A 21,935-nucleotide genomic window follows, 5' to 3' on the forward strand; every position below is an offset into this window, starting at 1 on the left:
GGACTCCGGTTCCGCGCCAGCGGGGGATCCGGCGAGCCGGACCGGCTACTACTCCGCCCAGCGCTCCACGAGCACGGCCGTCATCCCCTCCGCGAAATCACCGATCACATCGTCACCGGTGACGCGTGCGTCCTCGGCGAGCGCGGCCCAGCGATTGATCAGCGCCTCCGAACGCGGCACCGACAGTCCGTGTTCGCGGGCGGCGGCGATGCGGGTGTGATCGGCGGGCAGGAACCAGTAGGTGGACAGCCAGACCCAGATCAGGCGCGCTTCCAGGATCTTCTCGGCGAGCAGGGTGTCCTCGGCGAGGGCGGGCCACACACCGACCACCTCGGCGCGCCAGGCCTCGACCATATGGGCGGCGCGCTCGCGCGAGAGTTCCACATCGCACAGGCAGCCGGGGAACGAGACAAGAGCGTAGGCGATATCGAGGGTGGCGTCACGGAAGCCGCCCCACTCGTAGTCGAGGATGCGGGCGCCCTCATCGTTGAGGATGACGTTGTCCGGGCACAGGTCCGACGGGCTGAACGCACGGAACCGTCCACCGGAGAACAGGCGGGCGGCGTGCACGATCCTGGTGGCCAGCTCCTCGGGCACGTCGACCCCGAGTTCCCGGCGCAGCAACCCGGGTACCTCGGCGACGGCAGCCTCGGCCTGCTGGGCGATACCGTCGATGCGGTGGGCCACATCGACCCGGCGCAGCAGCGCGACGAAATCGGCTTCCCGGCCCACCGTCGCGGCGTGCATGCGGCCGAGGGCCTGCGCGAACGCCATCATGGCGTTCTGGGTGGCCGGTTCGGCGCCCGATTGCAGCACGCTGGTGAGTCGGGTGTTCTCGCCGAGGTCGCTGAGCACGAGCAGCCGGTCGGGCAGGCTGTGCGCGATGAGATAGGCGCCGGGCCGCTGTTCGCGGCTCAGCGCGGTCGTGAACTGGTAGGACACCGCCTCCCGGAGGAACGCGGAGTCGATGCTGGCGACGCCGGGTGTGATGCCCGCGTTGCGTGGCATCGGCGCGGTGCCGCGCACCTGTTTGAGGATCAGCGTCCGAGGTAGCGAGAAGGCGTTCTCGGCAACACGCACGCGTAGGACCGTCGTCCTACCACTGCCGCTGAGTTCGATGGGATCGCTCAGCTTCACCGGAGCACCCATGCGCTTGGTGAGCAACTGTTGTGCTGCGGACACGACTTCGGTGGCGCGTTCGGCCAATAGTGCGGTCATCACAGATCAAAGTACTCGCATCGGGTCACTTCTAGCGAGCGGTTGCGCAACCTTTCCGCGTCGCTCGGCGTGTCTGCGCGTCGGTCTGGTAGTGGGCGCCGATCACTTGAGACGATGGCAGCCGTGCTGTTTCCTGGTCGTCAACTACCGTGCGCCACACCGCAAACCAGCTGACCCGAAAGGTCGATCACCGTGACCGACACACCATCCGCCGCGCCGCAACCGTCCGGCGACAAGCCCGCGCCGGGCGGCGGAACGGGGCAGGGCCCCGGCGGCGATCCGTCCGCGCCCTATCCGTCCGGTCCGTCGGGCCACGGCCGCCACGAAATGCCGGGCGCCGCAGGATACCCGCAGTTCGAGGGCCCCGGCGCCGCCCAGTACGGCAACGAGCCGGCCCAACCGGCGCCGCCGCCCAGCGGCGCGCAAGCACAGCCGAGCTATGGTCCGCCCGGCACCGGACCGTCCCCGCGACCGGCGACCTACGGGTACCAGAGTCAGAGTGGCACCGGCGTCCCGAGCCCGCTCGACGTGGGCCATGCGCTCAGTTACGGCTGGGAGAAATTTCGCCGAAATCCCGGCCCGTGGTTGGCGGTGAGCGCGCTCGGCCTGGTGATCTATCTGCTGTTCGTCGCGGTGGTACAGCTGCTCGCACCGCGTTCGGCGCTGACGGTGCTGTTCATCTTCCTCGCGGTGATGGTCGGACTGTGGCTGCTCCAGGCCGCGATGGTCCGTGGCGCCCTCTACGAAACCAACGGCTATCCAGCGACTTTCGGCTCGTACTTTCATATCGGCAACGCCGGTAACGTGCTGCTGACCGCCGTGCTGGCCTTCCTGGCGACCTGCATCGCCTCCACACTGTGCCTGCTGCCCGGTATCGCCGTCGGCATGGCATGCATGTTCTCGCTGCATTTCGTGGTCGATCAGGACCAGGGCCCGATCGAGGCCATCACCTCGAGCGTCAAGCTGGTGATCGCCAATGCGGTGCCGGTGCTGCTGCTCACGCTGACGGTCATGGTCGTCGCGCTACTCGGCCTACTGGCCTGTGGTTTCGGCTTGCTGGTGGCCGGTCCGGTGGCGACCATCGCGGTGACCTACGCCTACCGCACCATGACCGGTGGGCAGGTGGCGGCGATCTGAGAGACAACGAACGGCCGGTCCTCCCGGACCGGCCGTTCGTGAGGTCCGTCGCTAGCTCGTGGCGGTTTCGGCCACCCCGACGCCCGAAACCTCGGTCACGCCCTTGACTTCCGGCTTGGCGTCGAGCCCGGCTTCCTTACGCTGCTGCGCGGTGATGGGCGCGGGCGCATCGGTCAGCGGGTCGACACCGCCGCCGGTCTTCGGGAAGGCGATCACCTCGCGGATCGAATCCAGTCCGGCCAGCAGCGCGGTGATCCGATCCCAACCGAAGGCGATACCACCGTGCGGCGGTGCGCCGAAGGCGAAGGCGTCCAACAGGAATCCGAACTTCTCCTGCGCCTCCTCCTGGCTGATACCCATCACCTCGAAAACGCGTTCCTGCACGTCACGGCGATGGATACGAATACTGCCGCCACCGATCTCGTTACCGTTGCAGACGATGTCGTAGGCGTAGGCCAGCGCCGATCCCGGATCGGTGTCGAAGGTGTCCATCGACTCCGGCTTCGGCGAGGTGAACGCGTGATGCACCGCCGTCCACGCCGAATAACCCAGCGCCACATCGCCGCTCGCGGTCGCCTCGGCGGCGGGCTCGAACATCGGCGCGTCCACGATCCAGACGAACGCCCACGCGTTCTCATCGATCAGGCCGACCTTGCGCGCGATCTCGCCACGCGCGGCGCCGAGCAGCGCCCGCTGCGCCTTGGGCGCGCCCGCGGCGAAGAACACACAGTCACCCGGCTTGGCGCCGACGTGGTCGGCGAGGGTGGCTCGTTCGGTCTCGCTGAGGTTCTTCGCGACCGGTCCGCCGAGCACACCGTCGTCGTCGATCAGCACGTACGCCAGACCCTTGGCACCGCGCTGCTTGGCCCACTCCTGCCAGGCGTCGAGCTGACGACGCGGCTGACTCGCACCGCCCGGCATCACGACCGCGCCGACATACGGCGCCTGGAACACCCGGAACGGCGTGTCGGAGAAGAACTCCGTGCACTCGGTGATCTCCACGCCGAAGCGCAGGTCGGGCTTATCGCTGCCGAACCGGCGCATCGCCTCGTGGTAGGTCATATGCGGGATCGGCGTGGGGATCTCGTAGCCGATGAGTTCCCACAGCGCCACCAGGATCTCCTCGGCCAGCAGGATCACGTCCTCCTGGCGGATGAAGCTCATCTCGATGTCGAGCTGAGTGAACTCGGGCTGCCGGTCGGCGCGGAAGTCCTCATCGCGGTAGCAGCGCGCGATCTGGTAGTAGCGCTCGATACCACCGACCATGAGCAGCTGTTTGAACAGCTGCGGGCTCTGCGGCAGGGCGTAGAAGTTGCCGGGCTGCAACCGCGCGGGCACCAGGAAGTCGCGGGCACCCTCCGGGGTCGACCGCGTCAGCGTGGGGGTCTCCACCTCCACGAATTCATGGCGGGCCAGCACATGGCGCGCGGCGGCGTTGACCTTGGACCGCAACCGGATGGCATGGGCCGGGCCCTCACGGCGCAGGTCCAGGTACCGATGGGTCAGCCGAGCCTCTTCGCCGGGCTGCTCGTCGAGCTGGAACGGCAGCGGGGCGCTCTCGTTGAGCACCTCCAGTTCTTTGACGTTCACCTCGATGGCGCCGGTGGGCAGATCGGGGTTCTCGTTGCCCGCGGGACGCTGCTCGACCACGCCGGTGACCTTGACGCAGTATTCCGCGCGCAGGCGATGCGCCTGTTCGGCGGCCTCACCCTCACGGAACACCGCCTGCGCCACTCCGGACGCGTCGCGCAGATCGATGAAGATCACGCCACCGTGGTCACGCCGCCGGGCCACCCAGCCGCTGAGGGTGACGGTCTGACCGGCGTGCTCGCTTCGCAGCGAACCAGCCAAGTGGGTGCGCAGCACGATGTTCCTTTCGACGAATGTGGCACCGGAAACGCCCTCCCGGTGCAAGCCATCGTAGTGAGACACATTCGCCGAGCGGAAACCGATATCGCCTCGGCGCGTGCGAAGCTGTACCGGGACACGTCACAGATAGGGATTCTCATGACCTTCAACGAGGGCTTGCAGATCGACCCCGATCGGGCATCGTCCGGCGGCGGGCCGGGTATGGGCGGCAAATTGGCACTCGGCGGCGGCGCGGGCGGCCTCATCGTGCTGGTGTTGACGCTGCTGCTCGGCGGCGACCCCGGTTCGGTGCTCGGTCAGTTCACCGGCGCGCAGGACGTGCAGTCGCAGCCCGCCTCCGGCACCCCCGAGCACTGCCGGACCGCCGCGGATGCCAACCGGTACGTCGACTGCCGGGTGGTGCTCACCGCACAGAGCCTCGACGCGGTCTGGGCGGTCGAACTGCCGAAACAGACCGGCGTCGACTATGTGGAGCCGAAACTGGTGTTGTTCTCCGGTGCGGTGTCCACCGGCTGCGGCAATGCCACCAGCGCGGTCGGCCCCTTCTACTGCCCGGCCGATCAGACCGCCTACTTCGATGTGAGCTTCTTCCAGGAGCTGGTGGACCGGTTCGGCTCCAGCGGCGGACCGCTGGCGCAGGAATACGTGGTCGCACATGAGGTCGGCCATCACATCCAGACCCTGCTCGGCGATATCGGGCGCGCCCAGCGCGATCCGCGCGGCCCCGAGTCGGGGGCGGTGCGCACCGAGTTGCAGGCCGATTGCTACGCCGGGATCTGGGCGCATTACGCCGACAAGATGCCCGCCCCCGGCGGCGACGGGCGACCGTTCCTGCAACAGCTGACCGATGCCGATATCCGCGACGCGCTGTCGGCGGCGTCGGCGGTCGGTGACGACCGGATCCAGCGCGCGGCGCAGGGGCGGGTCAATCCGGAGGCGTGGACGCACGGCTCATCCGATCAGCGGCAGAAGTGGTTCCTCGCCGGATATCGGACCGGGCAGGTCCAGGCGTGCGATACCTATTCCGCGCGCGATCTGGACAATCCGAGCGCCAGCTGAGCGGGAGTTCGAGCCGGTAGAGCGACGAAAACAGCGGCCTCGCACCCGATTCGGTGCGAGGCCGCTGTTGTTGCCGGAGCCGGAGAGCCTAGAACTGGTCCTGGTAGTAATCGGACCCGTCGCCCTCGTCGGTGCTGGTCGCGCCGATCACCTCGGGGGTGGATTCGCCCAGCGGGCCGGTGAGATCGTCGTTGCCGGTGCGGCTGCGGTACGGGTCGACGGCGCGCGAATGCTCGTCCTCGTTGTTGTTGCGCTGGCCCGCGGCGCCTGCGGCACCGGGGGCACCCATGAACCCGGAGCTGGAGGCGGGTGTGGTTCCCAGACCCGCGCCCATCGGCATACCCGCGACCGGGGCCCGCATGCCACCGGGAAGTGCGACGCCACCCGGCGTCCCCGAGGTACCCGGCAGGGCCGGGATACCCGTCACGCCACCGGCGCCGCCGCGGCCCATCGAGCCGCCGCTGCCGCCCGCACGGCCGAAGCCGCCCGTTCCGAACGCTCCGGCGCCGCCGCCGGTACCGCTGGCACCACCGCTGCCGTAACTGGCCGCCGTGGTGGATGCACCGCCCGCGCCGGTTCCGGTGCCGGAATCGAATCCGGCCGCGCTGGTCGCGACCTCCTCCGCCTGCGACATGAGCGGTTCGCCGACATTCTGCATGACCGCCTGCGCGATCTCGGCGGGTGCGGGCCCGTTCTGCCCGACCAGCTGGCTCACCAGGCCGTTCAACTCGGCGGTCTTACCCATCAGATCACCGCGGGTGGCGTTGACGACGCCGACCGCTTGACCGAGATGCTCGGTGGCCGTGGCCACCAGCGACGCCTGCGCGGGCGGGGTCATGATCACCGGGGCCAGCGCGACGGCCTGACTCGCGAACGAGGTGGCGATCGTGGTGAGCTGCGCGTTGCCCTGCTGCACCACCGCGGCAGCGCGCTGGGTGAGTTCGGAGATGTCGATACCGCGCTGGCTGGTCTCGACGCCTTCGCTGTTGGCTTTCTGGCCCGCGTCCTGGGCGGTGGTGGCGGCATCGCTCTGCCAGACCTGTTCGACCGCGCTGAGGCTGCCCTTGCCCACCTGCATGGCCATCTCGATGACCTTGGAGGACTGGCTCAGCACCGCGGTGGGATCGAATGCGCCCATGACGCCGGTACCGAAACTGCCGAGCAGGTCGAGGATCGGCTTGAACAGCATGTCGATACCGGGCAGCGCGGGCAGCGCGAGACCACTCATCAACGCGCCGACCGGATCGGCGGGCAGCGCGGCCGCAGCCGCCGCCGGAGTGGCCGCCGCACCCGCCGCGGTCGATGCGGCGCTCGCCGCGGAGGGTGCGCCGAGCGCGCCACCGGCCTGGCCGAGTACGCCCTGCGCGGCCTCCAGCATCGGCGCGGCCGCCTGGCTGATCACCGCTCCAGCGTCACCGACCAGTGCGGAAGCCTCCGGCGGAAGTCCGGCGAGGATGTCTTCCGGCGCGGACGCGGAAGGCCCGCCGAGACCGGACAGGCCCGGCATGCCGACCGGTGCGGCGCTCATTCCCGGGCCGTCATCGGTGATCTTCTGGGCCAGCACGAATTCCGGGGGCTCGATGGGCGGGAGATCGGCGGGCAGCTGCGGCATCGGCAGATCGAGGATCGCCTGCTGCTCGACGGGTACGGCCGAAGCCTGTTGGGCGGCAGCGGCGGCCTGGTCGAGCGCCTGCTCGACCACGGATTGATTCGCTTCGGGCGCGATGACGCCGGACGCGCCCGAAGTGTCCAGCGGCTTCACAGCGCACCACCGATCTCACCGGCGACCTTGCCGAGATCTGCGGCATTGCCGAGATCGGTGACGTCGTAATTGGCGGCCGAGCTGAACGCGGCCTGCGACAGCTTCGAGTACTTGTCGGACAGATCGTTGATATCGCGCGCCTGTAGCACCTGCGCGGCCGCGAACGACAGCAGATAGTCGGCGCCGATCAGCCCGAATACCGGAGTCATCGCGGAGACGCTGGCGACCACGTCCATATTGCCCGCCCCGGCGATATCGCCCGCGATCGCGGCGTTCGTGGCCCCGAACGCGCGGAGCCCTTCGGTTTCTACCGAGACATCACTCATCGAGCTGCCCCCCAATCCTCATCACACATCGGTGTCGTCATCGCGTTGTTCGAACGTCCGCCCGTCTGCCCCTACAGGTCGAGTTCGCCCGACGGCACGGCCGCTTCGGTTGCGGCCCAATATAGCCGACGGCGCCGACATCTCTCGACCCTTCGTACCCACGCGGCGCGAAACTGTAACGTGTTGCAATTTAGAACAAGTTCTATATTCTCATGTCCCATGAAGGTCGCAGTGACCGGCGCAGCCGGGTACCTTGGCACGAATCTGCTCCCCCTGCTCGCCGATCGCGGACACGAGATCACGGCGATCGACCGGGTCGTGCCGCAACAACCGGCGCCCGAGGGCGTCACCTGGGTGTCCGCGGACGTCCTCGACCCGGAATCCATGCGGTCGGCCCTCGACGGCGCCGAGATCGTCTACCACCTGGTCGCGGTCATCACCCTGGCCGAGAAGAACGATCTGGCCTGGCGGGTGAACACCGAAGGCGTGCGAGTGGTCGCCGAAGCCGCCCTCGCCACCGGCGCGCGGCGGATGGTGCACGCCAGCTCCATCCACGCCTTCGACCAGTACACCTGCGGTGGCAGCATCGACGAGACCTCGGCGCGCTCGACCGATCCGGAACTGCCGGTCTACGACCGCTCCAAATGGCAGGGCGAGATCGAACTGCGCACCGTCATCGACCAGGGCCTGGACGCGGTGCTGTGCAATCCGACCGGCGTCTACGGCCCGCGCGATCTGAGCACCCCGCTCTCGCGGATCAACCGCACCCTGCGCGACGCCTCCCTCGGCCGGGTTCCCGCGATGATCGGCGGCGGATTCGACCTGGTCGACGTGCGCGATGTGGCCGAAGGGCTCATCCTGGCGGGCGAAAAGGGCGGGACGGGCGAGAACTATCTACTCGGCGGCGAGATGACCTCGATGCTCGACGTCTGCCGCACCGCGGCCACGCTCGGCGGCAAGAAGGGTCCGCGGTTCGTCATCTCTCCCAAGGTGATCTCGGGTCTCATGCCGGTGCTCGAACCGATCGGCAAGCGCCTGGGCACCGATATCGTGTCGAAGGCGGCCATCGGCGCGCTGGTGTCGGCGCCGATCGTCGACCACGGCAAGGCCACGCGCGAACTGGGCTATCGGCCACGGCCACTGGCGGAGACGGTGCGCGATCTTGTGACATTCTTCGCCGACCCGACGGGCGCCGCATCGCAATCGCGCCGGATCGCTTGACAGCTGTTAGAACGCATGTTCGACTAGCTGGGTGCGGTGGCAAAGCCAGACCCTGGACGCCGACGACGGCGCGCTGCCCGGCCTGGACCGGGCAGGCTTCGTCCGCACTGTGCAGACACCCGAATTCGATGGCATCACCTTCCACGAAGTGCTCTGTAAGAGCGCGCTGAACAAGATGCCGGAGGGCGCGAGCCTGCCGTTCCGATGGACGATCAACCCGATGCGCGGTTGTTCGCACGCCTGCCGGTACTGCTTCGCCCGCGGCACCCACGAGTACCTGGATCTGGATGCCGGAACCGATTTCGACAATCAGATCGTGGTGAAGACCAACATCGCGGCGGTACTGCGGCGCGAACTGGCACGCCGCAGCTGGCAGCGCGACACCGTGGCCCTCGGTACGAATACCGATCCCTATCAACGCGCGGAGGGCCGATACCGGCTGATGCCCGGCATCATTCGCGCACTCACCGACTCCGGTACCCCCTTCTCCATCCTCACCAAGGGCACGCTGCTGCGCCGCGATCTCCCGCTGCTCACCTTGGCGGCCCGCGAGGTCCCGGTGCACATCGGGGTATCGCTGGCCATGCTCGATCCCGACCTGCACCGCAGTGTCGAGCCCGGCACACCGTCGCCGAAGGCCAGGCTGGAGCTGGTGCGGGCACTCGCCGACGCCGGTTTCGAGGTGGATGTGATGGTGGCGCCGGTGATTCCGTATCTCACCGACGGCAGCGGCCAGCTCGACGAACTGTTCGCCGCCATCGCGCAAGCAGGCGCGCACAGTGTGGTCGCGTTTCCCATGCATCTGCGCGGCAGTACCCGCGGCTGGTTCCTGGGCTGGCTGGCCGAGACCCATCCGGCGCTGCTGCGTCGCTACCGTCAGCTCTATGGGCGCGGGGCCTACGTCACGCCCGAATACTCCAGCTGGTTACGCGGGCGAATCGATCCGCTGTTGGAGCGGCACCGTCTGAAACGCGAGGCGCGGGAACAGTCCGAGGTGGTCGCGGAGGCTCCCGCGACGGTCGATCCGCAATTGGCCCTGTTCGCCTGATCCCCGCGAGTTCGCATGAGCGCAAGCTGTGCGACGCGCCCACGATCCGGGCGCTTTCCGCGCAGGTCACCCGTCGAGCGGAGTAGGTTGGCCAGGGGCAGCTCTCTTCGACAGGAAGTGAAGCAGGCACATGGTTTCGCAGCACGACAGCGCCGACCGGGTGGGCGATTCCGGCGCGCGCCAGCGCCTCGCCGCGACCGCGGTGGATCGGGTGGTGATCCGATTCGCCGGTGATTCCGGCGACGGTATGCAACTCACCGGCGACCGCTTCACCCATGAGGCGGCCGCCTTCGGTAACGACCTCGCCACCCAGCCCAATTTTCCCGCCGAGATCCGCGCACCACAGGGCACCCTGCCCGGGGTGTCGTCGTTCCAGATCCAGATCGCCGACCACGACATCCTCACCGCGGGCGATCAACCCGATGTCCTGGTCGCGATGAACCCGGCGGCATTGAAGGCCAACCTCGCCGACCTACCGCGCGGCGGCACCGTCATCATCGACACCGACGAGTTCACCACCCGCAACCTGACCCGCGTCGGCTACACTGACGATCCACGCACCGACGACACCCTCACCGATTTCGTGGTGCATCCGGTGCCGATGAGTTCGCTGACGCTGGCCGCCACCGAATCCGCCGAGGTCGGCAAGAAGGCCGCCCAGCGCGCCAAGAACATGTTCGCACTCGGCCTGCTGTCCTGGATGTACGGGCGCGAACTCGGCGGCACCGAACGATTCATGCGTGACAAGTTCGCCGACTCCCCCGCCGTCGCCGAGGCCAATATCCTGGCCTTCCACGCCGGATGGAATTACGGCGAGACCACCGAGACCTTCGCGACCACCTACACGGTGGCGCGGGCCGCCCTCGCGCCCGGCACCTACCGCCAGATCACCGGCAACACCGCCCTTGCCTACGGCCTGATCACCGCGGGGCAGCTGGCGGGTCTGCCGGTGTTCCTCGGCTCGTATCCGATCACCCCGGCCTCCGACATCCTGCACGAACTGAGCAAGCACAAGGATTTCGACGTCACCACATTTCAGGCAGAGGACGAGATCGCCGGAATCGGCGCCGCACTCGGCGCCGCCCTGGGTGGTGCTCTCGGCGTCACCAGCACATCGGGGCCCGGGCTGTCGTTGAAGAGCGAGACCATCGGTCTCGCGGTGATGACCGAGCTTCCCCTGGTGGTCATCGATGTGCAGCGCGGCGGTCCGTCCACCGGCCTGCCGACCAAAACCGAACAGGCCGACCTCTTCCAGGCCCTCTACGGCCGCAACGGCGAATCACCGGTCGCGGTCCTCGCCCCGCGCTCACCGGCCGATTGTTTCGACACCGCGATCGAGGCGGCACGTATCGCCCTCACCTACCGCACCCCGGTCCTGCTGCTGTCGGACGGTTCGATCGCCAACGGGTCGGAGCCGTGGGCGATTCCGCGCGTCGACGAGCTGACACCCATCGACCCCGCCTTCGCCACCGAACCCTCCGGTGACGCACCCTTCCAGCCGTATGCCCGCGACCCGGACACCCTGGCCCGTCCGCTCGCGGTGCCGGGCACCCCCGGGCTGGCCCATCGCATCGGCGGATTGGAGAAATCCGACGGCAGCGGCGAGATCTCCTACGATCCGGCCAATCACGAACTCATGGTGCGGCTGCGCCGGGCCAAGATCGACGCGATCACCGTCCCCGAAGTCGAGGTCGACGATCCCGACGGCCGCGCGGAACTGCTGCTGGTGGGCTGGGGCAGCTCCTATGGTCCGATCGGTGAAGCCTGCCGCCGTGCGCGCCGCCGCGGTGTGCCGGTCGCCCATCTGCATCTACGCCATCTCGACCCACTGCCGCCCGGCCTGGGTGAGGCCCTGCGCAGATACCCGACCGTGGTCGCGCCGGAGATGAACGGCGGCCAGCTCGCGGCGCTGCTGCGGGCCCGCTACCTCGTCGATGTGCGCCCGTGGACCAAGATCGCCGGGACCGCGTTCTCCGCGCAGGAACTCGTCGGCGTCATCGACGCCGCACTCGACGGGTCCATCGACGAGATGGAACAGGACAAAGCCTTCGCCGCCAGGGCGCGGGCCACCTATCGCACACCCGGGGGCCGCTCATGACCATCATCGACGCCACCGACCCCGCCGCCTTCCTCGGCATGCCGGAGGCCTCGGGCACCGCGGCGGTCCCGCGCTCGGATTCCCCGCGACGCGCCAAGGATTTCGCCTCCGATCAAGAAGTGCGCTGGTGCCCCGGCTGCGGCGACTACGTCATCCTGGCCACCGTGCGTGGATTCCTCGCCGAACTCGGGTTGCGCAAGGAGAACCTGATGTTCGTCTCCGGGATCGGCTGCTCGAGCCGTTTCCCGTACTACCTCGACGCCTACGGCATCCACTCCATCCATGGCCGCGCCCCCGCCCTCGCGACCGGACTGGCGGTGACCCGGCCGGATCTGTCGGTCTGGGTGGTGACCGGCGACGGTGACGCGCTGTCCATCGGCGGCAACCACCTCATCCATGCACTGCGTCGCAATGTCAACATGACCATCCTGCTGTTCAACAACCGGATCTACGGACTCACCAAGGGGCAGTACTCACCGACCTCCGAGCCGGGCAAGGTCACCAAATCGACGCCCATGGGTTCGGTGGATCATCCGTTCAACACTCTGTCGGTGGCGTTGGGTGCCGAGGCCACCTTCGCCGCACGTGCGCTGGATTCCGATCGCGCCGGGCTCACCGAGGTCTTGCGGGCGGCGGCCGCGCATCGCGGTACCTCGTTCGTCGAGATATTGCAGGACTGCCCGATCTTCAACGACGGATCGTTCGATGTGTTGCGCCGCGGCGACAGCGCGTCCCGCCTGATCCCGTTGCGGGAGGGGCAGCCGATCGTTTTCGGCGCCGATGGCGAATTCGCCGTGGTGCGGGACGGTTTCGCACTCGCGATCGCCCGCACCGACCAGGTCGCCGACAGTGAGATCATCGTGCACGACGCGCGCTCGGACGTCCCCGAGTACGCCTACGCCCTGTCGCGGTTGTCGGACCAGAATCTCGATCATGTCGTCACCGGGATCTTCCGTGACGTCTCGCGCCCCACCTACGACGACGCGGTACGCGCACAGGCCGTCGCCGCGAAACAGCATCGCCGCACCGATCTACAGGAGTTGCTGACCGGCACCGAAACCTGGACGGTCGGCTGACCCGATCGCGTGATCACATCGATGTGGCGAATCCCAGATCGATGACCGCATCGCGTTCGGCCACCGACGCGTCGATGCGCGCACGGGAGACCTCGTCGATCCCGAGTCCGGGCACGATCGTGTATCCGCCGTCCGCGCAGGTCACCGGGAACGAGCTGATCAGGCCCTCGGGGACGCCGTAGGAGCCGTTGAACGGCACCGCCATCGACACCCACTCACCCGAGGTGCCGCGCGCCCAGTCGCGGATGTGGTCGATCGCGGCGCTGGCCGCGCTGGCCGCCGAGGCGGCGCCGCGGGCTTCGATGATGGCGGTGCCGCGCTGCTGGACCGTCGGCAGGAAGTCGGTGCGCACCCAGGCCTGATCGACCAGCTCCAGCGCCGCGCGTCCGGCGACGGTGGCGTGGGTGAGATCCGGGTACCGGGTGGCCGATAACAGACAGTCAGCTCAGTTCGGCTACTTCTTTGTCGGTCAACACGACCGGTGAGACGAAGTCCTTGGCCCGCACCAGCGCGACGGCCCGGTACAGCGGACGCTCCGCCAGCCCCGCATCACGCGCCTCGGCGCGCAGTTGCTGGACCAGCACCCCGGAGACCGCGACGGCGGCGGCCAGCTGGCTCGCGGCCAGCGCGTCGGCCAGTTTGCGCAGTCCGAGCAGATGCAGTTCGCGCCCGCTACCGGCGTCGGTGTACATCGCCAGCGGCACGATCTGCACGTCGGGCCCGGCCGTCACCCGCAGCACCACCCGGCTCAGCCGCGCCGGATAGACCAGCATCTCGACTCCGGTCGCCGCCGCCAGCGAGACCACCCGCTCACCGAACAGCCTGCGCGCGTGAATGCTGTTTCCGCTCAGCCACATCCGCCGTCGCCGCAGCGCCAGCGCGTAGCCGACCGTCGGCGCGCCGACCACCAGCCCGATGAGTACGGCGATCGGCCAGCTCACCCAGACCGCCGCCAGCAGCGCGGCGCCGATCCCGACACCGAGCGCGGCCAGGGTCAGGCGCCGCAGCATCGGCGCGTATACCTCGGGGGCGACCAGGTCGAGCCCGATCGGCGGATCAGGTTCGCCCGATCCGGGCGTTGCATCGGTCACGGTTACGCATTCGTCCTCACGGCGGGATATTTCCCCGGCACCGTACTACTCCGGGCGGTGCAGCGCGGCGGTTACCGCGCCGACCACCTCGCCCAGCGGGATCTGCCGCTGGTCACCGGTGCCCATGTTCTTGAGCCCGATGGTGTGCTCGGCCAGATCGCGGTCGCCGAGCACCAGGGTGAATCTCGCGCCGGAACGGTCGGCCGCCTTCATCGCGCCCTTCACCCCGCGCCCGCCGTAGGCCAGATCGACCCGTACGCCCGCGGCACGCAATTGCGCGGCCAACACCACCATGCGCTGTGTCGCGGCCTCTCCCAGTGGCACGCCGAAGACCTCGCAGCGGGCCGGATCGCCCGCCGTCTTGCCTTCCGCCGCCAGTGCGAGCACCGTGCGGTCGACACCGAGACCGAAACCGATCCCCGACAGCGCCTGACCGCCGAGTTCGGCCATCAGACCGTCGTAGCGGCCGCCGCCACCGATACCGGACTGGGCGCCGAGGCCGTCGTGGACGAATTCGAAGGTGGTCTTGGTGTAGTAGTCCAGACCGCGCACCATGCGTGGGTTGACCACGTACGGCACGCCGAGGGCGTCGAGGTGGCCGAGTACCTGCTCGAAGTGCGTCTTCGCCGACTCCGACAGGTGATCGATCATCAGCGGCGCGTTCGCCGTCATCTCACGCACCTGCGGGCGTTTGTCGTCGAGTACGCGCAGCGGGTTGATCTGGGCGCGGCGGCGGGTGTCCTCGTCCAGCGGCAGGCCGAGCAGGAACTCCTGGAGCAGCTCGCGGTATTGCGGGCGACACGTCTCATCGCCGAGGGAGGTGATCTCGAGTCGGAAACCGTCGAGGCCGAGACCGCGGAAACCGGCGTCGGCCACGGCGATGACCTCGGCATCAAGCGCGGGATCGTCCACACCGATGGCCTCGATACCCACCTGCTGCAACTGGCGGTAGCGCCCGGCCTGCGGCCGCTCGTAGCGGAAGAACGGGCCGGAATAGCACAGCTTGACCGGCAGCTGGCCGCGGTCGAGCCCGTGCTCGATGACCGCGCGCATGACTCCGGCGGTGCCCTCGGGCCGCAAGGTGACGCTGCGGTCACTGCGGTCGGAGAAGGTGAACATCTCCTTGCTCACCACATCGGTCGATTCGCCGACACCGCGGGCGAACAGTTCGGTGTCCTCGAAGATCGGCAGCTCGATATGCCCGTACCCGGCGAGGCGGGCGGCGCGGATCAGGCCGTCGCGCACCGCGACGAACTCGGCCGAGCCGGGTGGCACGTAGTCCGGTACCCCCTTCGGGGCGGAGAAGCTGCTGGTCTTGGTCACGATGGTCCAGTTTCCCTCACCACAGGGCCTCGCGTCCAACCGGTTGTTCCTGGCGGGTCGCGGCCGGTGCCGGGGTGGTCTCAGGAAGAGATGGCACACTCTTAGCCGAAACCGACACCCGCGTGGTGCAGAAAGCCATAGCGAAGAACAGCGCACGGCCGGTCCTCGAGTCCGGCCGCCGCACGGGAGGAACGTGGTAGTGCCGAGCAACGAACAGCGTCGAGCGGCAGCGAAACGCAAGCTGGAGCGCCAGCTGGCCAACCGGGCCGCGCGGGCGCGCAAGCGCAAGCAACTCACCATCGCCATGTCGGCGCTCGGCGTCGTCGTCGCGGTCGCGGCGGTGACCGGCGTGTATTTCCTGACGCGTGGTGACGACAGTGAGAACACCGCCTCCGAAACGCCGGACGCATCGCTGTCGAGCACCCCGATCCCCGCGCCGCCGCCGCCCGCGCAGGCCAAACCGGCGACGGTCGGCTGCGCATACCCCGACAGCCAGAAGCCCGCCGACAAGCCCGCGCAGAAACCGCGCACCGACGGCATCCAGACCTCCGGTGACAATGCCACCCTGAGCATCAGCGTGGACACCAGCCAGGGTCCGATCGGCCTGACCCTCAACAACGCCGAATCGCCGTGCACGGTGAACAGTTTCGCCAGCCTGGCCGGGCAGGGCTTCTTCGACGGCACCAGCTGCCATCGCCTCACCCAGGGCCCCGGCCTCGAGGTCCTCCAGTGCGGTGATCCGACCGGTACCGGTATGGGTGGTCCGGGCTACCAGTTCGACAACGAGTACCCCACCGATCAGTACGCGCCGACCGACCCCGGTCTCCAGGAGCCCATCGCCTACAAGCGCGGTGTCATCGCCATGGCCAACGCCGGGCCCGGCACCAACGGTAGCCAGTTCTTCCTGGTCTACGGCGATTCCCAGCTGCCGCCGAACTACACCATCTTCGGCACCATCGACGAGGGTGGCCTCGCCACCCTGGACAAGATCGCCCAGGCCGGACAGGACGAGTCCAACGGCCCCGGTGACGGTAAGCCGAACCTGCCGGTGACGCTGAACACGGTCGCCATCGACTGACCCGGCGCCGTCGGATCGGGCCCGGTATCGCAGCGCGGTACCGGGCCCGACCTGTCCGGCGGCGATACCGTCGCGCACTGTCATCCTCCGGTTTCGCCGCTCACGGGCCGAAGATCATCCGGCGAGTTTCGTTCCATGTCGGAAATGTGCGATATATGCTCAGGGGCGGCACGCTCGTAGGGCCGTGCCAGGGTGTTCTCGGGTAATCTCGTAATACGGAGTGCGCGTAGTGAAGTCGGCTACGCGCCTCCCGGTGTTCGTACCGGCAACGCACGACATCGCCGGGCGAGTACCGTTCGCATGGCGGTTGTATCGATGACGTAAGAAGTCGATGACATATGAAGCGGCGTTCATGACGAAGCACCACAATCATCCATAGGGATCACCGCAGCATCGGGAGCAGCCATGTCCGAGGAACTGGACGATATCGGCCGGGAAACCGCGGCCATGATGAAAACCATGTTGCAGATCGCGACCCTGGTCGCGTTGAAGACCCGCGAACGCGGTCAGAAGGAAGCCGAGGCCAGGGCCAAGATCACCGAGGCCAGGATCAAAGAAGCCCGCGAGATGCAGGTCCGCGAGGCCCGCGAATCCAAGTCCAAGGATCCGCGCAATATCGAACTGGCGCAGATGGTTTCCCGCGCCGCGCCGGAGAAGACGATGGCGGCACCCGAGAAGGTGGCCACCGTCGCGATACAGCGCGAGGCAGCGCCGAGCCGGGGCGTCTCCCTGGAGAAGGACCGGTTCTCGTTCACCGGCCAGGCCGGGCAGGTGGCGGCGGCCGCTCAGCCCGCCATCCGGTACGACTCGGTGGAACGCCGGACGGCGCTCGCCGCGCACCTGGCGAAGATCGGCGTGGCACCCGAACTCGCCGCGGTGCGCATGCTCGTCGAGGTAGGCCAGGCGAAACCCCCTATCGAAGCCGTCCGCACCCGCCCCGAATACGCGCCCGCGGTGACCAGGGCAAGGGAAGAGGAGCTGATCCGCGGACTGGAACGCACCCGCTGACCGAACTCCGCAGCAACGACCAACGCCCGCTGGTGATCCAGCGGGCGTTGTCGTATGTACCGACCGATTCAGGAACGGAAGTCCTGCTCCGTGGGATTGCTGAAGAATCGGTCATCGGGTGTGGTCAAGGGCAAGGGCACGAGCATGTCCTTGTGACCGTTTCGAACACTGCAATATTTGAACGGCCCCTTGGGGTCGAACAGCTTGGCCATGTGTTTATCGGCGTGGTCGAGGAACCATACGCTGATGCCGGTCGCCGGATCCTGACGAAAATGCTCCCACGCCCGCCACAGGGCATCGAGCCGAGCGACCGCCTCGGCATGTTGCCACCACTCCGGGCACCACACCGTATCGCTGAGGTCGCTGACCTGCCTGCGGTACACCACACTCAGGTAGTTCTCGACGAAATCGACCACACCCGAATAGATCAGACCGTCTTGTTGATTCTCGCTCACAGCGGCCGGACCTCCTCGATCTTGCCGTGCCCATCACCCTGTTCGGGTGGTGGGGTCCCCTTCACCAGCGATGGCGAGCCGATCAGGTCGGTGATCAGCGTCTTTCGCTGTGGATCATGCTGCACGATCGAGTTCTTCACCTCGTCAGCGTATTCGCCCTCCCACCAGGGAACCGTGCGCACCAGGACCGGCGGCGCGCCCGAGGGGAAGACGATGACGCGACCGCGCGGCAGCGTCGCCAACGCCTGAACCGTGAACGTCTTCGAGGAGCCGAGTGAACGCGAATAGCTCTTGCCGCCTTTGGATTCCGACACCGAGGCGGAGATCGCGGAATGCTCGCCGATCGCTTCGGACCGTTCCCGCAGGAAGTTCGTATCGTCGACACCGCTGCCGAGCACCTTGATATTGGCCGCCGACCACAGCGCGTTCATCCCGGCATCGCCCCAACAGCGCACGCCCTGCGCCCAGGACTGCAATACGGTCATCACGACGATGCCGCGCGAACCGAAATGGCTGTACTGCTTGGGCAGATCCTTCCAGCGCACGACATTGGCCGCCTCATCCAGCACGGCCAGCAGCGGGATCGGCAACCGCCCACCCGCCGACCTCGACGCCTTGCGCATCGCCACATCGATGACCGCCTCGGTGAGCGCACTCACCAAGGGGGAGGCGGAACCACGCCCTTCCAGCGAGAGGCTGTACAGCGTGCCGTTGCGATCGATGAAATCCAGTTCGTCGAACTGCCTCCGATCCGGTCCGGGTGTGATCCAGGGATGCACATTGGTCAATTTGAGGCAGCGGGTCATTTTCTTCGCGGTACCGAAGATTCCGCTTCGCGTGCGCTGGTCGGCGTTGTACTGCGACGACAGACCCGACGCCGTGTAGTCGTGACCGGAGTTACGCAGCAAGACGATCGGCTCGGTATCACCCGGATCGGTGACCCATTCCCACACCTGCGTGATCGGACGGTTGCCGACCGCGGCGGCCAGGAACAAGCCGGCGAGCAGGTCCTCGGCCTCGGGATCGAAGAACGCGTCCGTCTTGGCATCGGAACCGTCGTCCCCGTCGGCGAAATGACCGGCAAGCCGGGCGGCCCGCATCTCGCAGCCCTCATGTCTGGCATCGACCCAGGCCAGCGGATCCCAGTACCACGTCGGCTCCTCGCCCGCCACGCCCTGCGGGTCGAACACGAAGGTCGGGCTGCCCTTGGCTTCGCGCACATCGCGGGTCGCGTCGACCACATCGCGTTTGTTCGAGGTGGCCAGCACCGGGCCGATGGCGGTGAGGATGGCCGGAATGACGCGGGAGGTCGATTTGCCCTGGCGCGGACCCCAGATGTCGAGGTGCAGATCCTCATAGGAGCCGTACAGCATCACACCGTCGGCGACGCCGATGCCGATCGGGACGCCGGGTGCGTCGTCGTAGCCGAGGCGGACACCGAGTTGTTTGGCCTTCTCCCGCACACCGGCTTCGGTGAGCGAGGCGATGGCGCCGCCGTTGCCCATCACATCGGCCTTATCGTCGACGCCGAGCCTGCCCTTGCTGCGTTGGGCCTTCATGCGGCGCCGGAAGACCACGATCCCGACCGCCGTCGCGATGACGAGCAGCACGATCACCGTCGACGCCCGCGGCCATTGCAGATTGCCGCGGATGAGATCGGCGACGATCTCGATCGGGTTCACCGGGATGTCCTGGCGGGTCACCGCGAGCATATTGCCCAGATGCAGGGCGAGCCACAGTGTCGCGAGGATCGCGCCGGCCGCATAGATCAGGATGAGGGAGGCGTCGGGTCCGACAGCAGCCGGATCCTTCACCGGTTTCTTTTTCGCCATACCTGCCTCCTGATTGTTCCCGTGTGGAAAGCGTTGTCACCGATACCCGTCGAGCCGCCAGCCGTCCGGTGTGCGGACGACAGTGGCGATGACGGTGGCGGGCGGGAGATGTTCCTCGCGCCCGTCCGGATAGACGGCGGTCTGCTCGATACCGATCTTGAACTGCTGCACATTCGGATCCGCGCCGGCCGGAGCCTTCTCCCCCGACGCGAAGGTGAACGCATCGATCCGCGCGCCGGCGCTCGACCATTCCGACCAGCGCAGCGTCGGTCCCGGCGTGCCATCATCGGCGGCCGAACCGTCGACGACACGGATCAAGCTGGGCCCGAGCCATTTCCGTGCCCGCAGGAGCGAGTCGCCCTGATCCTCACCGACCGGTTTCCAGGTGTAGATCTCCCGCAGTGCCGCGACCGCGACGCCTTCGGGGGTTACCGGGTCGGGCGCCGGAACCGCTTCCAGCCGACGGGTCGTCGAGGTGGCGGGACCGTCGCCCGGACCCGCCTGTTCCTGTTCGCGACCGCAGGCCGCGCTCAGCATCGCGATGCCCGTCACCAGCACCACCACCAGTTTCGCGTACGCCGATACCCTGTTCTTCCAGGCTAACCGCCCGCGCCGCCGGTTCGGCACTACCGCACGCGTGTTCACAGCACTCTCCTCGCTCGCGCGTCGCCGGGAACGGGCGCCTCGGCGACCCCACCCGCGGACCGCGCGTCCGCGCCGGGCGCGGAGCGGATCATCTGCCCGTCACCGGTGTAGACGCCGACCTGGGCGGGACCTCGCGGACCGAATTCGCTGAACACGAGGTCACCGGGTGCGATCGCGTTCAACGACACCTCGACCCCCGCCTCCCACTGCTGTTCCGCGGTGCGCGGCAAGGTGATCGCGCCGGAGGACGCGGCGAAGACGGCGGCGGCGGTGAGGCCGGGGCCGTCGAGCCCGCCGCCGGTCGGCCCTTGTGGACCGCCACCACCCCACACATACGGTGTGCCGAGCCAATCGTGTGCCGCTTCGACGACCTGGCTGCCACCGCTGCCCTCACCCGGTGTGAACCGGCCCAGTGAACCTGGCGCGCGGTACTGCGGTTCCATCGCCAGGATGTTCGCGACGTAGGGGTGGGTCTCGGAGTAGTGGGCGGCAACCTGATTCGGCATACCGCCGGAGGCCAGCACCGCGCCCTCGCCCGCGTTGTAGGCGGCCAGCGTCAATGAGACGAGATCGCCCTGTACCCGGCCTTCGGACATCCAGCCGGAGATCTTGTGCGCGATGGCGCACATATAGCGGCCCTGGCCGACGATGGCGTCACCGTCGTCCCAGACGCTGGCCACGCCGTTGCCGTCGGCGTCGATCACATACGGTTGCCCGTCATCGGGATTGATACTCGCCGCGGTCCCCGGCAGGAACTGTGCCAGACCCTGTGCGCCCGCGGGTGAGGTGGCGCCGCGACGGTAACCGGATTCCTGTCTGCCCTGCGCCGCGAGCAGCGACGGAGTGACTTCCGGGCAGATCGAACCCGCACGGCGATACCAGATCTCGAGTTCCGGCGGCACCTTTCCGTCGGCCAGTGCGCCACCGGCGCTGCCGAATCCGCGCACGCACTGCGGATCGGTGGAGAAGGCCTGCGCGCCACCGACGTCCGGGGTGGGTGCGCCCTCGAGCCACGGCATCGGATCGATCTGACGACCACCGGTGAACCGTCCGCCCGGCACGACCTCGAAATGCAGATGCGGGCCGCTGGATTCACCGGCCGACCCGACGTAACCGATGTGCTGACCCGCGCGGACGGTTTCACCGACCCGCACGAGCACCCCGCTGTCCCACATATGCCCGTACACCGCCGAATACGCGCGGCCATTGGTGTCGACGGAATCGACGACGATCCAGTTGCCGAACCCGGAGGCCGGGCCCGCGGCCACCACCCGGCCATCACCGACCGAGAAGATGGGGGTGCCATCGGCGGCCGCCATATCGACGCCCTTGTGCCCGCCGCCGCGGGAACCGAAGACATCGGACACGCTGTAGGTGCCGGTGGCCAGTGGCAGTGTGCGACGCAGCGACCCCACGCCAGCGGCCAGCGACGGCGTCGCGGTGATCGCCGGATTCGCCTGGGCGGCAGGGCTTGCCGATGTGGTCGCCGAGGGTGCGGCGCCCGCGGCCCGCGGATCGCCGGGCGCGTAGCCGCCCAGCGGGGGCAGCACGGTCTGGGTGGGGCCGAGGACGGAACCACCCTCGCACGGATCGTCCACCGACGGCAGCACGATCACCACCACCAGCATCATCAGCCCGAGCATCGCGCCGACGACCAGCGCGAGCACGGAGCGCACGTTCATGACACCC

At 68.1% G+C, this 21,935-nt stretch carries 18 protein-coding genes and 1 pseudogene; 8 read left to right on the plus strand and 11 right to left on the minus strand.

The window, feature by feature from the left end; translation table 11 throughout:
- Positions 1–48 precede the first annotated feature (48 nt).
- Entirely contained in the window at positions 49–1,218 is a 1,170-nt protein-coding gene (locus QH168_RS24900; RefSeq protein WP_280468127.1) for a phosphotransferase family protein, read from the minus strand.
- 192 nt (positions 1,219–1,410) lie between these two features.
- Here QH168_RS24900 and QH168_RS24905 point away from each other — a divergent pair, with 192 nt between their 5' ends.
- Positions 1,411–2,355, plus strand: a complete 945-nt coding sequence (locus tag QH168_RS24905) for a hypothetical protein (RefSeq protein WP_280468128.1) — start codon at positions 1,411–1,413, stop codon at positions 2,353–2,355.
- 51 nt (positions 2,356–2,406) lie between these two features.
- On the opposite strand, the gene aspS is transcribed toward QH168_RS24905, so the two are convergent.
- Positions 2,407–4,221: an aspartate--tRNA ligase gene (gene aspS / locus QH168_RS24910; protein ID WP_280468130.1), complete on the minus strand. Its 1,815-nt coding sequence runs from the start codon at positions 4,219–4,221 to the stop codon at positions 2,407–2,409.
- A 141-nt stretch (positions 4,222–4,362) separates the two neighbouring features.
- Between aspS and ypfJ the strand changes: the two genes are divergently transcribed.
- On the plus strand, positions 4,363–5,283 hold the full coding sequence (ypfJ, locus tag QH168_RS24915) for a KPN_02809 family neutral zinc metallopeptidase (protein ID WP_280468132.1): 921 nt from the start codon (positions 4,363–4,365) through the stop codon (positions 5,281–5,283).
- Between the two features lie 88 nt (positions 5,284–5,371).
- Here ypfJ and QH168_RS24920 read toward each other — a convergent pair whose 3' ends face one another.
- Complete coding sequence (locus QH168_RS24920; RefSeq protein WP_280468133.1) at positions 5,372–7,045, minus strand: hypothetical protein; 1,674 nt, start codon at positions 7,043–7,045, stop codon at positions 5,372–5,374.
- Entirely contained in the window at positions 7,042–7,371 is a 330-nt protein-coding gene (locus tag QH168_RS24925; RefSeq protein ID WP_280468135.1) for a type VII secretion target, read from the minus strand. The genes QH168_RS24920 and QH168_RS24925 overlap by 4 nt, the downstream gene beginning before the upstream one ends.
- A 219-nt stretch (positions 7,372–7,590) precedes the next feature.
- On the opposite strand from QH168_RS24925, the gene QH168_RS24930 reads away from it, so the two are divergent.
- The 4 genes from QH168_RS24930 (at position 7,591) to QH168_RS24945 (ending at position 12,814) form a co-directional block, all read left to right on the plus strand.
- Complete coding sequence (locus QH168_RS24930; RefSeq protein WP_280468137.1) at positions 7,591–8,592, plus strand: NAD-dependent epimerase/dehydratase family protein; 1,002 nt, start codon at positions 7,591–7,593, stop codon at positions 8,590–8,592.
- Positions 8,593–8,623: 31 nt separating this feature from the next.
- Complete coding sequence (locus QH168_RS24935; RefSeq protein WP_280468139.1) at positions 8,624–9,640, plus strand: Rv2578c family radical SAM protein; 1,017 nt, start codon at positions 8,624–8,626, stop codon at positions 9,638–9,640.
- Between the two features lie 130 nt (positions 9,641–9,770).
- The gene (locus QH168_RS24940; protein WP_280468140.1) at positions 9,771–11,738 is read left to right on the plus strand and encodes a 2-oxoacid:acceptor oxidoreductase subunit alpha; all 1,968 of its coding nucleotides are present in this window, start codon (positions 9,771–9,773) and stop codon (positions 11,736–11,738) included.
- A gap of 38 nt (positions 11,739–11,776) precedes the next feature.
- Positions 11,777–12,814, plus strand: coding sequence for a 2-oxoacid:ferredoxin oxidoreductase subunit beta (locus tag QH168_RS24945; protein ID WP_432421166.1), 1,038 nt, complete (start codon positions 11,777–11,779; stop codon positions 12,812–12,814).
- Between the two features lie 13 nt (positions 12,815–12,827).
- On the opposite strand, the pseudogene QH168_RS24950 reads toward QH168_RS24945, so the two are convergent.
- The 3 genes and pseudogenes from QH168_RS24950 to hisS all read right to left on the minus strand — a co-directional run.
- A pseudogene (locus tag QH168_RS24950) lies at positions 12,828–13,244 on the minus strand (malate dehydrogenase); the annotation flags it as partial.
- Positions 13,245–13,254: 10 nt separating this feature from the next.
- Positions 13,255–13,905, minus strand: a complete 651-nt coding sequence (locus tag QH168_RS24955) for a hypothetical protein (RefSeq protein WP_280468142.1) — start codon at positions 13,903–13,905, stop codon at positions 13,255–13,257.
- A gap of 45 nt (positions 13,906–13,950) precedes the next feature.
- On the minus strand, positions 13,951–15,228 hold the full coding sequence (gene hisS, locus QH168_RS24960; RefSeq protein WP_280468144.1) for a histidine--tRNA ligase: 1,278 nt from the start codon (positions 15,226–15,228) through the stop codon (positions 13,951–13,953).
- 199 nt (positions 15,229–15,427) lie between these two features.
- Here hisS and QH168_RS24965 point away from each other — a divergent pair, with 199 nt between their 5' ends.
- On the plus strand, positions 15,428–16,306 hold the full coding sequence (locus tag QH168_RS24965; RefSeq protein WP_280468145.1) for a peptidylprolyl isomerase: 879 nt from the start codon (positions 15,428–15,430) through the stop codon (positions 16,304–16,306).
- A 405-nt stretch (positions 16,307–16,711) separates the two neighbouring features.
- Positions 16,712–17,314, plus strand: a complete 603-nt coding sequence (locus tag QH168_RS24970; RefSeq protein WP_280468146.1) for a hypothetical protein — start codon at positions 16,712–16,714, stop codon at positions 17,312–17,314.
- A gap of 68 nt (positions 17,315–17,382) precedes the next feature.
- Here QH168_RS24970 and QH168_RS24975 read toward each other — a convergent pair whose 3' ends face one another.
- The 4 genes from QH168_RS24975 to QH168_RS24990 are packed head-to-tail and all read right to left on the minus strand — an operon-like array spanning position 17,383 to position 21,928.
- Positions 17,383–17,769: a DUF4913 domain-containing protein gene (locus QH168_RS24975; RefSeq protein WP_280468147.1), complete on the minus strand. Its 387-nt coding sequence runs from the start codon at positions 17,767–17,769 to the stop codon at positions 17,383–17,385.
- Positions 17,766–19,601, minus strand: a complete 1,836-nt coding sequence (locus QH168_RS24980) for a type IV secretory system conjugative DNA transfer family protein (RefSeq protein WP_280468148.1) — start codon at positions 19,599–19,601, stop codon at positions 17,766–17,768. The genes QH168_RS24975 and QH168_RS24980 overlap by 4 nt, the downstream gene beginning before the upstream one ends.
- Positions 19,602–19,637: 36 nt before the next feature.
- A complete protein-coding gene (locus QH168_RS24985) occupies positions 19,638–20,246 on the minus strand; it encodes a hypothetical protein (RefSeq protein ID WP_280468150.1) in 609 nt (202 codons plus the stop codon).
- Positions 20,243–21,928 (minus strand): peptidoglycan DD-metalloendopeptidase family protein, encoded by a 1,686-nt coding sequence (locus QH168_RS24990; RefSeq protein ID WP_280468152.1) that lies wholly within the window; start codon positions 21,926–21,928, stop codon positions 20,243–20,245. Before QH168_RS24990 ends, QH168_RS24985 begins: the two co-directional genes overlap by 4 nt.
- Between the last annotated feature and the right edge of the window lie 7 nt (positions 21,929–21,935).

The organism is Nocardia cyriacigeorgica (assembly GCF_029868385.1).
In the GTDB taxonomy this organism is placed as follows: Bacteria; Actinomycetota; Actinomycetes; order Mycobacteriales; family Mycobacteriaceae; genus Nocardia; species Nocardia cyriacigeorgica_F.

What these genes read in the sequence shown, in the direction of transcription:
- QH168_RS24925 (WP_280468135.1), bottom strand. Translation starts at nt 7,371, where the DNA reads ATGAGTGATGTCTCGGTAGAAACCGAAGGGCTCCGCGCGTTCGGGGCC.
- QH168_RS24980 (WP_280468148.1), bottom strand. Translation starts at nt 19,601, where the DNA reads ATGGCGAAAAAGAAACCGGTGAAGGATCCGGCTGCTGTCGGACCCGAC.
- QH168_RS24900 (WP_280468127.1), bottom strand. Translation starts at nt 1,218, where the DNA reads ATGACCGCACTATTGGCCGAACGCGCCACCGAAGTCGTGTCCGCAGCA.
- QH168_RS24930 (WP_280468137.1), top strand. Translation starts at nt 7,591, where the DNA reads ATGAAGGTCGCAGTGACCGGCGCAGCCGGGTACCTTGGCACGAATCTG.
- QH168_RS24940 (WP_280468140.1), top strand. Translation starts at nt 9,771, where the DNA reads ATGGTTTCGCAGCACGACAGCGCCGACCGGGTGGGCGATTCCGGCGCG.
- QH168_RS24945 (WP_432421166.1), top strand. Translation starts at nt 11,777, where the DNA reads ATGCCGGAGGCCTCGGGCACCGCGGCGGTCCCGCGCTCGGATTCCCCG.
- ypfJ (WP_280468132.1), top strand. Translation starts at nt 4,363, where the DNA reads ATGACCTTCAACGAGGGCTTGCAGATCGACCCCGATCGGGCATCGTCC.
- QH168_RS24970 (WP_280468146.1), top strand. Translation starts at nt 16,712, where the DNA reads ATGTCCGAGGAACTGGACGATATCGGCCGGGAAACCGCGGCCATGATG.
- QH168_RS24990 (WP_280468152.1), bottom strand. Translation starts at nt 21,928, where the DNA reads ATGAACGTGCGCTCCGTGCTCGCGCTGGTCGTCGGCGCGATGCTCGGG.